The organism is Streptococcus pseudopneumoniae (assembly GCF_001076775.1).
Lineage (GTDB): Bacteria > Bacillota > Bacilli > Lactobacillales > Streptococcaceae > Streptococcus > Streptococcus pseudopneumoniae_G.
Genome location: NZ_JVGV01000013.1, coordinates 36,806 through 50,909 on the forward strand (window position 1 = coordinate 36,806; position 14,104 = coordinate 50,909).

The window sequence follows — 14,104 nt, forward strand, 5'->3', positions numbered from 1 at the left end:
CCTTTCAACACTTCATTATAGCGTATTGTCTTGATTTTTCAAGTGCTGGCTTCAGAAATTCCCAAAATTTCTCTAATTTCTGCTAGGGTCAGACTGCCACGTGACTCTGTGCCGTCCAATACTTGTGACACCAGATGTTTCTTCTGTTCTTGGAGTTCTTGAATTTTTTCTTCAATGGTTCCCCTGGTCACCAAGCGATAGACCTCAACCGTTTCTTCCTGCCCCATCCGATGGGCACGGCCAATAGCTTGCGCTTCCACCGCAGGATTCCACCAAAGGTCAACCAAAATAACCGTATCAGCACCTGTCAGGTTCAGACCGACACCACCAGCCTTGAGGGAAATCAGAAAGGCATCTCTTTCCCCTTGGTTAAAGGCTTTGGTCATGTCTTGTCTTTCCTTGGCTGGGGTTGAACCCGTAATTTTAAAGGAAGTCAATCCCAAGTCTGGCAGTTCTTGTTCAATTTTCTCCAACATTCCCTTGAACTGCGAGAAAATCAAGACACGGTGTCCGCCGTCTGCCACCTGTACCAGCAGATCTCGGAGACTATCCAGTTTGCCACTGGCTCCCTGATAATCTTCCATAAAGAGGGCAGGAGTGTCACAGATTTGGCGCAAGCGCATCAAACCAGACAAGATTTCCACCCGACTTCGTTGGAATTCCTGATCTGACACTAGAGCCAGACGGTCTCGCATCTGTTGCAACTGGGCTAGATAGATAGCCTTTTGCTGGTCTTCCAGTTCATTTTTATAAACCACTTCAATCAAGTCTGGCAATTCAGTCAGAACTTCTTCTTTCTTGCGTCGCATCACGAAAGGCTTGATAACCTGAGCTACGCGCTCAGCTGGCAATTTCATAAATTCTTTCTTGCTTGGCAAAAGTCCTGGCATAACAATTTGGAAAATAGACCACAACTCACCCAGATGATTTTCAATAGGAGTTCCTGACAAGGCAAAGACCGACGGTACTACAAATTGTCTCAAGGTCTGGGCAATCTTGGTCTGGGCATTTTTCATGACCTGAGCTTCATCTAAGAAAAGGAAGTCAAAGGCCATCCCCTGATAAAGATCACTGTCCTGACGGAAGGTAGCATAACTCGTCACATAGATTTGATGACTCTCAGCAAGAATCTCTTCACGACTAGCTTTCAAACCATGAACAACAGCCACATCCAACTGTGGGGAAAATTTCTGAAATTCATCTGCCCAGTTGTAAATCAAACCCGACGGAGCCAGAATCAAAACCCGACTTTCTTTTGTCACTTGACTGGTCAAAAAAGCAATGGTCTGAAGGGTTTTTCCCAATCCCATATCATCAGCTAAAATCCCACCAAAACCATAATGATGGAGCATTTGCAGCCATCCGATTCCCTTTTCCTGATAGTCTCGCAAGTCAGCCTTAACCTGAGTTACTTGCAAAGGAAAGTCCTCTGGATGCGTCAAATCGTGGGCAAAATTCTGGAATTCTTGTGAAAAAGAAACACGGTCTCGCCCTTCAAAAAGATGAGCTAAACTATAAGCCAAAGATTTTCGAGCCTGCAAGGCCCCATCTTTTAATTCAAACTGCCCCAGTTCCTGTAGATTTTGGCGAATTTTCTTGGTTTCTTCATCAAAAAAGTAGACTTGATTAGACGAATCAATATAAAAATCTTGATTGGCAACCAAGGCCTGCATGGCTTGATCAATTTCCTCTTGGGAAATATCTTGAAAATCAAACTGAATTTCCAAGAGACCTCCCTTGGAAGCAATTTGCACTTGAGGACTCGCTAGGCTATAAAGCTCTTCTAGTTTGTCTGATAAATCAACATTCCCGAGTTTTTCAAATACTGGAATGATTTCATGGAAGAAATGATAAACAGACTCCGCTTTTAAGGCCTGACGCCAAGATTGAAAATCTGCTTCAAAACCTGCAACCAAACAGACTTGGAAAATTCTTTCTTCTAAGTCAGCATCACTCGAAAAAGGTAATTCCTCTAGCTCTTGTCGGCTTGATACCTGCCTATCCCCATAATCAAACTGAATCTCTAAACGAATCCGATTATCTTCTTCCCTGTCAAAGTAAAAAGAGGGCGAAAAAGTTTTGATTTGTAACCGTTCTGGAGCTGCAACGGTGCCCATCTGGCTAAAGAGCGTTAGACAGGAAGCTAACTTATCTCGGTCACTGCTATCAAATTGCAGGTATTTCTTTCCATGTTGATCCAAAGGCAGCGCTTTGATTTCCTTGAGAAGACGCATCTGCTGGTCTGTTAGAAAATAAACCTGTCCTTTATGGAAAAGCACAGCTCCCTGATAAAAGGCATTAACTCTTGGACTCTCACTGATTTCCATTTCAAAATAGTCCGAGTATTCTGTTACTGTAAAGGCAAATAGATTGGCATCAGCATGCATATCCTGAAAAAGCAGAGTCTGGTAGCTATCCACTTGATGGTCAAATTGAAAATGAGGCAAGGTCATCAGTAAATTCACACCCTGCTCAAAAAAAGTCAGAGGGAAAAAGAGATGCCGACCCTGGTTTTGGAAAAAGAGGTCTGGAGCTAGTCCTTCCTCCGTTAGTCCCCGCAAGAAAGTCAGAAGCTCTTGACTTTCCTCATCAAAGGCTTCCCAAGACAGAGACTCCTCATAAGTTTTGCCAATCATATAAGGTTTTCTCTTCTCGACGACTCTTAAAAAAAGCGGAATATCCCGAATAACGTAGTATTTTTGGCTATTGATTTGCCCGATTCTCAGAGTCCACAAGATATGATTGCTTCCTGCTTCCACCTGACCCAAAGCTGACAACTCATAGGCTCGGTCTGATTTTGGAGATAAGATTCGTTCCAAAAATTTTCCACCCAAGGTCACCTTGGTTTCAACGGCCTCTTTTTCCTCATGACCTTCTTCCAGACTCTGCAAGATTTCCTGACCACGCTCATCATTTTTTAGAAAATGCTCCAACGCTGCCAAATGCACACAGTAGCCCCTCTTTTGGAAAAAATCGCAGGCGCAAAAAACCAAATCATCCTCTAAACTATAGCGCAGTTCTTCTTCTGCAACGCGAGCGTAGAGCCGATTGTTCTTTTCCTTGATAATGTCAACCTTACCAGTTTCATAAAGGGCAACGCCTTCGATACGGACTTTCCCCGGAATCAATTTAGCCATATTTTTACCTTTACCTTATCTTTTTATTATACCATATTTTCCCCTATGAAAATAGCCTTCTAGAGATACTTTTCTCCTAGAAGGCTGGATTTTTAACGTTTGGCAAAAGTCGTCACAATCCGCTGACAAACTTCTTGCAGTAGAGATTTAGGCATGGCTACATTGAGGCGGGCATGAAGACTTCCTTCATCCCCATAATCCAAACCAGGATTGAGGATAACTTTGGCTTCATTTCTCAAAAGCTCTTGTAATTTTTCATCAGTCAGGTCATAGGCTGAAAAATCAAGCCAAATCAAGTAGGTTCCTTGCGGTTTCATGACCTTGATTTTAGTCTCTTTTCCAAATAAATCCACCACATAATTGATGTGGTCTTCAAAGACTTGCTTGAGTTCCTCTAACCAATCTTTACCGTATCGATAGGCAGCTTCTGTCGCCAAATAACCCAAGCCTGAAATTTCATGCTGGTTATTGGCCAACTGGCGTTTCTGGTAAGCCAGTCTCAACTTATGATTTTCAATAACTGCATATGAATTTTTTGTTCCAGCGATGTTAAAGGTTTTAGTGGCACTAGTCAAGACAATAGCAAATTCTTTAAAGTCAGGATTGATGGTATTGAAGGAATGATGCTTGTGACCAAAAAGGGCCAAGTCTTGGTGAATCTCATCTGAAACCAAGAAAACACCGTGTTTTTGGCAGAGTTGACCAATCTTCTCCAACACTTCCTTTTCCCACACACGTCCACCAGGATTGTGAGGGTTGCAGAGGATATAGAGTTTGACCTCCTCTTCCACCAAATCCTTTTCAAGTTGATCAAAGTCAATCTCAAACAGACCATCCTTTTCCACCAAAGAATTGGTAATCAATCTACGGTTGTTCAACTTGACACTGCGTGCAAAGGGTGGATAGACAGGTGTGTTAATCAAAACAGCCTCGCCTTCTTTTGTAAAGGCTTGAATAGCTGTTGAGATGGCTGGTACCACACCCTCGATAAAGACAAGAGCCTCTTTGTCAAAGTGGTAACCGTGTTGTATGGCTTCCCACTTTTGAACTTCCTTAATTAACTCTTCACTGGCATAGGTATAGCCATAAACCAGTTGATCAGCGTAAGTTTGCACAGCTTGGCGAATTTCAGGCAAGACTACAAAGTCCATATCCGCTATCCAAGCTGGTAGAACTTCACTATCCGTTTCTGTTTCTTTCCATTTATAGGTATGGTGCCCTAAACGGTTGGGCAGGCTTGTAAAATCATATTTCCTCATCTTTGTCTTATCCTTCCAAGGCTTGGCGCAAATCTGCAATCAAATCTCTAGCATCCTCAATCCCAATCGACAAACGCAAGAGGTCATCTGTCAAACCATAAGAATGGCGCACTTCTGCTGGAATATCAGCGTGAGTTTGCGTCGTTGGATAAGTAATGAGACTTTCCACTCCACCCAAACTTTCAGCAAAAGAGAAGACCTTGAGGCTGTTCAAGATATGTGGAATGCGTGTTTCATCGGCTATTTTAAAGGAAATCATACCTCCACGACCAGTATAGAGAACTTCCTTGACTGCTGGAGAATCCTTCAAAAAGGCAACCACTTCTTGGGCGTTAGCTGTTGAGCGCTCCATACGAAGAGACAAGGTCTTGAGACCACGAATCAATTGATAGCTGTCAAACGGTGACAAGACTGCCCCTGTCGTATTGAGATTGTAAAAAAGCTTCTCGTATAGTTCTAAACTATTGGTCACAACCACTCCAGCCAAGACATCATTGTGACCTGCTAGATACTTGGTTGCTGAATGAAGGACGATATCGGCTCCATCTTCAATTGGACGTTGGTAGATAGGACTGTAGAAAGTGTTGTCCACCACCACTTTGGCACCCTTAGCATGAGCTAATTTTGCCAGTTTTTCGATATCAAATTCCAACATCAAGGGGTTGGTTGGGGTTTCGATATAGAGAACATCCACGTCCTTTTCTAACTCGGCAATCAACTCTTCTTCTGTATTGGCATAGGTAAAATGGAAACGGCCTTCCTGCTCCACTTGGTTAAACCAGCGGAAAGAACCTCCATAAAGGTCACGCACAGCCAAGACCTTACTTCCTACTGGGAAGATACTAAAGGCCAGTACAATAGCTGACATCCCTGAGCTAGTCGCTAGGGCATAGTCCGCGAACTCAATAGCCGCCAAGACTTCTTCAGCCTTGCTACGAGTTGGGTTTTTAGTGCGCGTATAGTCAAATCCAGTAGATTGACCAAACTCTGGATGCTGATAAGTCGTTGAAAAATGAAGCGGTGTCACCAATGCACCTGTCGCTTCATCTGATTTGATACCCGCCTGGGCCAAAATTGTGTTAATGTGTAATTCCTTGCTCATACAATACCTCCAAATCTATAGTAACTATTGTACCACTTATTTTCATCAACTCATTTTCTTCTTTTCAAGAGCTGGTTATAGTTTTAAACTATAGACTTATACTCTTCGAAAATCAAATTCAAACCACGTCAGCGTCGCCTTACCGTACTCAAGTACAGCTTGCGGCTAGCTTCCTAGTTTGCTCTTTGATTTTCATTGAGTATTAGATAGTAAAGCTAAAAAGAATCCAGAAAATATTCCAGATTCTTTTGTGAAAATCCTTGCTAGGGTTTACTTTGACTGAAAGAAATCCTGTTGGGCTAAATTGTCATAATGCTCTTTGTTAAATTGATACTGTCCCACATGCTGACTAATCTGACCGACATCCACAGAAAAAATAAAGTCTTCATTTTGATAGCTCCAATTCAGCCTAACTGTATTCAAGACTGTCTTATAAGTAAAATCTTTAACTTGATTCCAAGGCATCTCTACGACTTTATTAGAATGATTTTCTGTTACATCATTGATGTCCATCAAGTAGATTCCCTTAGGTGTGAATGCCAGAATCTTAGGCTTCACACTCGACTGAACATAGTAAGTCCCTCCTATAATGAAGAAATCAATAAAGGATTTCAACCATGTCTTTTTCTTAAAAGCCATCAGAAAATTCTTTTGCCCTTCAATGTGGCAAGTTGAGAGAAATGATTCAATCTGTTTTTCTGTTGCAAACTCCATAATAGCTCCCATGATGTTACCTCCATAAAAATTAGTAAATAGGCAGATAAGAACTCTTCACATAAAAGAAGAACTTATCAATTATTGCGTTTTATCTTACTTTTTTAGTAGACAGCATCCCTCCTATAACATTACCCTAGCATGTGCATACTTCAGTTAACACTGGAAGAGGATTTAAAAAATAGCTTCTCACGTTTTTGTTATATTCATTATAGCATAAATCCAGTAAACCAATTAAAAAATGTACGCACTTTTCTTCCAAATTTGCCATCATTCTATTAAAAAACGACAGCTTCTTTCGAAACCATCGTTTTTCTTGAAAAATCCTTATTTGACATGTTTTGCCAATTCTTCTTGGGCTTTTTTATTGGATTCTTCTTTTTCTTTCAACCATTTTTCTTTGGCTTTTTCATATTCGTCTTTTGTAACTGTCTTATCTTGTAATTTGAGGTATTTATATGATTCAACCCCTTTATTACCAGCCAATGAATATGGTGTTGAGAAAGGAACGATTTTTCTCAATGTTGGTGTTCCACCAAGTGAAACATTTGGAATTGCTAGAGAGCTATCCACCAACCAAGCTTGGGCATCCGCATATTTTTCATAACGTTTAGCTGGATCTTGCTCCTTATTAGCTTCTTCCAACATTTGAGTGTAGACATCCAGCCCAACAGCCTTAGCCTTGTCATTGGCTTCACCTGGCTCTATACCTAGATTTTGCATCAAACCACCAGAATTAACGTTAAAGACGTCAAGATAGGTTGAAGGATCTTGATAGTCTGCAGTCCAACCACCATTGTAAAGATCATAATCTTTCTGAGCTGCAGTTTGAGCAAGATAACCTGAACTATCATAGTCCTCTGTAGAAAGTTGATGAACATCAATCACAACATTATCTGCACCTAAGACAGATTCTATTGATTGCTTCATGGAATTGATTCCTTGAATTTCAGCCTTATTAGCCAAATCTATAGTTTTATCTAAGTGTATAGGGAATTGGACTCCTTTGGCTTGGAGTTCTTTCTTAGCTTCAGCAAATTTAGCTTTAGCTTTTTCTGGATTGTAGTATGGATCCTGGGCGTCCGCAAAGTTGATTCCTTGCCATTCCTTACCGTAGTTAACCATCTTAGAGGCTACTACTTCACCAAAGTCTTTTCCGTTGATACTTACGAAGTTTGGAGGAACGACGAGGTTACGCAAAATCTTAGTTGCTCCCTCTTCTCCTTGAGATTGGGCCCCGTAAGCTGTACGGTCATAGGCAAAATTAATGGCTTGACGGAAGTTTTTATTCAGAACTGCTTCTTGAGTCGATTTCTTTTCAGCATCACTTGTCTTGGAAGTGAATTTATAAGATTTTCTATCTAAATTGAAGTTTAAGAAGTAAGAAGTAGCATCTTGCATGCTATAGATGATATTGTCCTTATTCTTTTCTTTAATCCCTTCAAAGCTTGAACTGTTTGGATAGAGACGAGCATAGCTATAAACACCTTCGGTAAAATTACGTGCTAACGCATCTTGGTCACTACCATCAAAATAAGTCAATTTCACATCATCTACAAAGACATTTTTAGCATCCCAGTAGTTAGGATTTTTCTTGTATTCGATGACCGATTTTGAAACAAAGGATTTCATCAAGAAAGGTCCATTGTACAAAATGCTAGATGGATCTACCTTCCCAAAATCATCCCCTTTTGATTTCAAGAAATCCGCATTGACTGGGAAGAGAATAGTTGAGGTTGTTTTTGAGTTCCAGTAAGGTTCTGGTCGTGCCAAGGTATATTGAACGGTTTGGTCATCAAGAGCCTTGACTCCGACAGTTGAAAAGTCGCTTGTTTTACCAGTGATATAGTCATCTAAACCTGCAACGGATTCTTGCACTAAGTACAAGGCTTCTGATTTTTTATCAGCCGCATATTTCAAACCAGTGACAAAATCTTGGGCAGTTACAGGAGCATATTCATCTCCATCTGCAGTATACCATTTAGCATCTTTCCGCAGTTTGTAGGTATAGGTCAAACCGTCCTTAGAAACACTCCAATCCTCAGCCAAGGATGGGACATAGTTCCCATATTGGTCATTTTCCATGAGACCATCTACCAGGTTGGTCACAATATCAGTAGTTGTTGAACGGTTTTCTGCTAGATAGTTCAAACTAGATGGATCACTTGAATAAACATAATTGTATGTTTTTGACCCTGTGCTAGAATTTCCACAGGCACTTAACAAAATACCTGCACTTAACACGACACCTGCAAGCGTTGCATACTTGGCCTTAGACTTTTTCATTTCCAGAACCTCCTGATTTAAATATTTGTCTTATTATACATTACAGGTTTTATTTAGTCAATAGTTTTTTAAGTAAAATTTAAGAAAAATTAAATTACTATCTACAAATTATAAAAAATATAATACAAATTAATAAAAAAGAGAATAATTCAAGCATTTCATGATAGAAATGTTCAAATTATCCCTTTTATTTATAAAAAAATTATTGAGAAATTCTTAATTTTGCTCGTAAGCGATTAGCTTGGGCTTGTCCAATCACCTTATCCAATAAACGGGTACGAAGACTCAAGAATCCGTAAACTCCTCCCCCCATGGCACCGACAAGAGCTACATATAGGAAACTCCACAAACGTCCACTTGGTTGGAAGACAAATCCTAAAATCCACTGCAATGTCCCAACTACAAGAAACATGAAAAGAGTTAACAAACTGATTAAAATGGTTCGTTTCAAAATCACCTTGCGCTTAACACCAGTTACCTTGCAAATGTCCCGATACATCAAAACATTAGGAATAATAAGGCCGATGGTTGTGGAAATCAAAGGTCCATAACTGTGAAAGAGAGCAATGGTTGGCAGTTGTAAGACCAGCTTGGCAATGGAACCATAGATAAAATAGAGAACGGCCTTGCGGTTGCGGAACATGGCTTGAAGCATTGGAGACAAAACCATGTACAAGCCTAAAATAGTAGACTGCAAAACTGCAAAGACAAACAATCCCATAGCCAAACTATCTGGCTTACCATAGAAGACAGTATAGAGAGGTTCTCCTACCATGACTACTCCAACCGTTGCTGGTAGCAAGAATAGGAAAAGCATGGTGATGCTGTCCTGAACTAGACGAGAAGCTGCCTTCAAGTCCCCCTTAACATAGTTTTCAGTCAAAAGTGGCAAACCGACACTCCCAATCGAAACTCCAACCGAAATCAAAATCATAGTGATTTTATTAGGATTGGCAGAGAAATAAGAAAACATGACAATTAAGTCTTCATTACTATAGTTTGTAAACCACTTCATGCTATTGATAAAGGTATTTTGGTCCAAGATTTGGAAAAGCTGGATAGCAGACCCTGTCAAGATAAAAGGAATGGCTTCCTTAATGGTGTCGACCAAAAGACGCTTGCTGTTTATCTTATCTCCTGTTTCAAGGACTCTTTTAAGTAATCCTTCTTTGGCAAGGAAATAGATCAAAACTGCAAAACTAGCTACCATGCCGACAAAGGCAGCAAAGGTGGATTGGGTAACCGCTGCTAGATAATCTCCTGAACCAATCTTCATAATGATAAAGGTAGCTAAAAGCATCCAGATAACACGAATGACCTGCTCAGCGATTTGGCTCATGGCATAAGGTTTCAGGTTATTCATCCCTTGGAAGAAACCTCGGATAACACTCATAGATGGGAAAATCAAGACCGCCCAAGCCAAGCTCTGCATGATTGGGATCAGGTCTTTCCCTACACCCGACAAGTCTGCTAGCCATGGAGCAAAGACATACAAGACTAGTGCAAAAATAAGACCTAATCCCGTCATAAAGCCTAAAAAGCTCCGAATCAGGGCAAAGCTATGCTCTTCTTCTCGCATGGTATTATACTTGGCCACTTGCTTGGCAACCGCAACTGGAATACCCGCTGTTGAAATCAGCAAGAACCAGGCATAGATATTGTAGCCCATAGTAAAGAGACCATTTGCTGTAGCCGCATAAGACCCCATCCAGATATACCAAGGGATGATATAAATGGCACCGAGTAGACGACTGATAAAGTTACTAGCCGTTAGCCAAGCAGTCCCCCGTAACATCTGGGCCTGCTGGTGATTGTTTTCGTTAGACATAGATTCCTCATTTAATTTTAATCACTAGGAAAAATTCCTCATCTTCCATTATAAACTTTTCCTTGTCACTTGTAAATTTAGGACTTTCGGTTTACAATAGAAAGTATGATTAAGATTGAAACCGTATTAGATATTTTAAAGAAAGATGGTCTCTTCCGTGAGATTATCGACCAAGGACATTATCTCTACAACTACAGCAAAGTTGTTTTTGACACCATCTGCTATGATAGCCGCAAGGCCAAAGAGAAGAGCCTCTTTTTCGTCAAGGGTGCTGCCTTTAAAAAGGAATTTCTGATTTCTGCCATCTCTCAAGGCCTCGGTTGGTATGTGGCTGAAGAAGACTATGAAGTTGGTATTCCTGCTATTATCGTCAGCGATATCAAGAAAGCCATGAGTTTGGTAGCTATGGAATTTTATGGAAATCCACAGGAAAAACTCAAACTCCTTGCCTTTACTGGTACTAAGGGTAAAACAACAGCAGCCTATTTCGCTTATAACATCTTATCTCAAGGGCATCGACCTGCTATGCTCTCGACCATGAACACAACTCTAGATGGCAAGACTTTCTTTAAGTCTGCATTAACAACCCCTGAGAGTATTGATCTCTTTGATATGATGAATCAGGCTGTGCAAAATGACCGTACCCACCTCATCATGGAAGTATCCAGTCAGGCCTATCTGGTCAAACGTGTCTATGGTCTAACCTTTGATGTCGGTGTCTTCCTCAACATTAGTCCTGACCATATTGGTCCTATTGAGCATCCGACCTTTGAAGATTATTTTTATCACAAGCGTCTCTTGATGAAAAATAGCAGAGCAGTTGTCATTAATAGCGATATGGACCACTTCTCTGTTCTGAAAGAACAAGTTGAGAACCAAGAGCATGACTTCTACGGTAACCAGTCAAGTAACCAAATCGAAAACTCCAAAGCCTTTAGCTTCTCAGCAATCGGTAAATTAGCTGGAGATTATGACATCCAGTTGATTGGGCACTTCAACCAAGAAAATGCAGTCGCTGCAGGACTTGCCTGCCTTCGTCTAGGTGCTAGTCTTGAAGATATCAAAAAAGGGATTGCGTCTACTCGCGTCCCTGGTCGCATGGAAGTTCTCACACAGAAAAATGGCGCAAAAGTTTTCATTGACTACGCCCACAATGGTGACAGTCTTAAAAAACTAATCTCAGTTGTTGAAGCACATCAAACTGGAAAGATTGCTCTAGTGCTTGGCTCAACTGGAAACAAGGGAGAAAGCCGTCGCAAGGACTTTGGACTTCTCCTCAATCAACATCCTGAAATTCAAGTCTTTCTAACAGCTGATGATCCAAACTACGAAGATCCGATGGCCATTGCAGATGAAATCAGTAGCTATATCAGTCATTCCGTTGAAAAGATTGCTGACCGTGAGCAAGCCATCAAGACTGCTATGGCTGTTACAAGTCAAGAACTGGATGCTGTAATTATCGCTGGTAAAGGAGCGGATTGCTACCAAATCGTCCAAGGCAAGAAGGAAGACTACCCTGGAGATGCAGCTATCGCAGAACGTTATCTATAGTAAATTTAAAGAAGGCTAGGAAATTTCCTAGTCTTCTTCTATTATTTTATAAAGATGAGTTTTTCTTTATCAAATTCGACAGTCAACTCATATTTTCCATCTTCATTTTGAACGATGTAACCTAATAAGACTAGGCTATCAACGAAAATATCTCTGCGTTTCTGCATGAGTTGATCTTTTTTGAGGAACTTGAGCAAAAAGGTTGTCATATACTTGAGGGCATACTCAGGATTTACGTCCCCTAAAATTTCATACAGTCTCTGCTGTTCATTTGTAAGCGGATACTGGTGTTTGACCTTGTAAAAGTAATTAGACAAGGTCATCTTTTCTCTTGCAAAATCGGTGTGCTCTTCTAAAATAGCTGCATTGGTTTGATTGCGCAATTCTGTCTTAAAATCTTTCTCCAGGATTTCTTGATAGATTGGACTATCATCTCTCACAAAGATTTCTTGGTCTAGTTCAAGAGATTCTGTAGATTCTAGAAAGGGAAGATTGAGATAATAGCGTTTGTTTTCTCTCAAAATCAAACCCGCTTTAATGTATTCCTCCAAGAGCTTGTCAACTGCGACCTCTGGAAACTGAGCCTTGATTTCACGGAGGATAACATCGTCATGCTGATCAAGATAGTCTACCAAATCTCTAAAGAATGATTGTCGCGTCAAGCGAGATGGATTAAAAATCTGAATCATGAAGATTCCTTTCTTTACAAACTAAAAGTGGTGATGCTGCTAATTGACTCGGGTTAGTGCCAGACTGATTCAGAGGTACAGGAAGCCCCAAATCTCGATAATATTCTCTCCAGAAATCACTGATTTCCTGTATATCATCACCAAACTTCATGGAAATGGGCTCAAAAATAGGAAGTAGTTCAGTAATGAACTGGGAACAGTAATAACCATCTCCATCTGGATAAAAAGAAAAATTATAAGAAGCTCCCAGATGCTGGACTGCTCTTTTCTTTACCTTTTGAATATCTATCTTTGGATAGCTATAGATATCGTACAGACAATCTGATTCGAAGAAATATCTTGGTTCCTGACAAACAACACCAGCTTTCCCACTAGAATGATAGACCTTCTCGTCTAAAAAGATGGCTACATGGCTATAGTGACCAGTAGATTCCTGGATGGCCTGTCCTATATCCGAATCATCTTTTACAAAAATCAAATCGCCATTTTCTAACATACTTCTCTCCTAGCAAAAAAGGAGCCGAAACTCCTTTTTAACAATGGGCTTTCCCATCTATGATTATGCATTAAAGCTTTCAGTCAATTGTGGTACCACTTGTTTCTTACGTGAAACAGCACCTGGAAGGAAAGCGTGGTTGTTTTCAAGTTTGAAGTTGAAAGCTGCTTCTACCTTGTCCATATTAGCACCAAGAGCCAAAATTTCTGAGTTTGAGTTGACGATGTCTGTAATCATCAAGACAAAGTCAGAGTAGCCGTTAGCTGCATTTGCGGCTTGGATGGCTGCTTCGATTTCAGCTTGGCGTTCCAAGACTTCAGCAATATCAACTGTGTTCACTTGAGCCACACGAACATTGTTTCCGTTGAGTTCAAATGTCTTAGCATCGATATCAATCAATTCTTCAGCAGATTTGCTTGCCAAGTTTGTACCAGCCTTGAGCATAGCAAGACCGTATTCTTCCAAGTTCACACCAGCCAATTCAGCCAATTCAGGCGCAATCACCTTATCAGATGGGTGTGTTGTTGGAGATTTCAAAAGAAGGGTATCTGAAATCAAACCTGAAAGCATCAAACCTGCAATTTCTTTTGGAACAGCTACGCCATGCTCTTTGAACATGCGGTAAACGATAGATGATGCTGATCCAACTGGTTCCAAACGCATGTAAAGTGGGCTGGCAGTTTCAAAGTTAGCCACACGGTGGTGGTCCACAACACCATAAACTTCAACTTCAGCAATATCTGAAACTGATTGTTGGAATTCATTGTGGTCTGTTAAGATGACTTGTTCTGCACCTTCTGCTTTAGCAGATGTGATCACGCGCGGTGCTTCCACACCAAAATAGTTCAAAACAAAAGCTGTTTCTTCATTTGGAGTCCCAAGAGCTACCGCTTCTGTATCCAAGCCATAAGCTTCTTTTGCAAGATAAGCAAAGGCTACAGATGACCCGATGGCATCTGAATCTGGATTTTGGTGACCAAATACTAGAATCTTAGACATGATAATACCTCGTTTCTTTATTCTCTTTATTGTAGCATTTTTT

General features: G+C 40.6%; 10 protein-coding genes. 1 reads left to right on the forward strand and 9 read right to left on the reverse strand.

The genetic code is table 11. The annotated features are described in order from the left end of the window. Positions 1 to 38: 38 nt before the first annotated feature. From ADJ60_RS02995 to ADJ60_RS03020, 6 genes are all read right to left on the reverse strand, one after another. Positions 39 to 3,137, reverse strand: coding sequence for a DEAD/DEAH box helicase (locus tag ADJ60_RS02995; protein ID WP_049543358.1), 3,099 nt, complete (start codon positions 3,135 to 3,137; stop codon positions 39 to 41). Between the two features lie 92 nt (positions 3,138 to 3,229). Then, on the reverse strand, positions 3,230 to 4,396 hold the full coding sequence (locus ADJ60_RS03000) for a MalY/PatB family protein (protein ID WP_049543360.1): 1,167 nt from the start codon (positions 4,394 to 4,396) through the stop codon (positions 3,230 to 3,232). A 7-nt stretch (positions 4,397 to 4,403) separates the two neighbouring features. Further along, positions 4,404 to 5,498 carry a cystathionine gamma-synthase gene (locus tag ADJ60_RS03005; RefSeq protein WP_049543362.1) on the reverse strand — a complete coding sequence of 365 codons (1,095 nt, stop codon included), beginning with the start codon at positions 5,496 to 5,498 and terminating at the stop codon, positions 4,404 to 4,406. Positions 5,499 to 5,768: 270 nt separating this feature from the next. Further along, positions 5,769 to 6,224: a hypothetical protein gene (locus ADJ60_RS03010; protein WP_049543364.1), complete on the reverse strand. Its 456-nt coding sequence runs from the start codon at positions 6,222 to 6,224 to the stop codon at positions 5,769 to 5,771. A 315-nt stretch (positions 6,225 to 6,539) separates the two neighbouring features. Next, positions 6,540 to 8,498: a peptide ABC transporter substrate-binding protein gene (locus tag ADJ60_RS03015; protein ID WP_049543366.1), complete on the reverse strand. Its 1,959-nt coding sequence runs from the start codon at positions 8,496 to 8,498 to the stop codon at positions 6,540 to 6,542. A 202-nt stretch (positions 8,499 to 8,700) separates the two neighbouring features. Continuing rightward, positions 8,701 to 10,326: a putative polysaccharide biosynthesis protein gene (locus ADJ60_RS03020; RefSeq protein ID WP_049543369.1), complete on the reverse strand. Its 1,626-nt coding sequence runs from the start codon at positions 10,324 to 10,326 to the stop codon at positions 8,701 to 8,703. Positions 10,327 to 10,431: 105 nt separating this feature from the next. On the opposite strand from ADJ60_RS03020, the gene ADJ60_RS03025 reads away from it, so the two are divergent. Then, entirely contained in the window at positions 10,432 to 11,877 is a 1,446-nt protein-coding gene (locus ADJ60_RS03025; RefSeq protein WP_049543372.1) for a UDP-N-acetylmuramoyl-L-alanyl-D-glutamate--L-lysine ligase, read from the forward strand. Positions 11,878 to 11,918: 41 nt separating this feature from the next. Here the strand turns inward: ADJ60_RS03025 and ADJ60_RS03030 are convergent, their stop codons facing one another. The 3 genes from ADJ60_RS03030 to ADJ60_RS03040 form a co-directional block, all read right to left on the reverse strand. Continuing rightward, positions 11,919 to 12,566 carry a DUF1803 domain-containing protein gene (locus tag ADJ60_RS03030; RefSeq protein ID WP_049543373.1) on the reverse strand — a complete coding sequence of 216 codons (648 nt, stop codon included), beginning with the start codon at positions 12,564 to 12,566 and terminating at the stop codon, positions 11,919 to 11,921. Then, the gene (locus ADJ60_RS03035) at positions 12,550 to 13,062 is read right to left on the reverse strand and encodes a YiiX/YebB-like N1pC/P60 family cysteine hydrolase (RefSeq protein WP_049543375.1); all 513 of its coding nucleotides are present in this window, start codon (positions 13,060 to 13,062) and stop codon (positions 12,550 to 12,552) included. Before ADJ60_RS03035 ends, ADJ60_RS03030 begins: the two co-directional genes overlap by 17 nt. Before the next feature lie 63 nt (positions 13,063 to 13,125). Beyond that, the gene (locus ADJ60_RS03040; protein WP_009731484.1) at positions 13,126 to 14,061 is read right to left on the reverse strand and encodes a manganese-dependent inorganic pyrophosphatase; all 936 of its coding nucleotides are present in this window, start codon (positions 14,059 to 14,061) and stop codon (positions 13,126 to 13,128) included. Between the last annotated feature and the right edge of the window lie 43 nt (positions 14,062 to 14,104).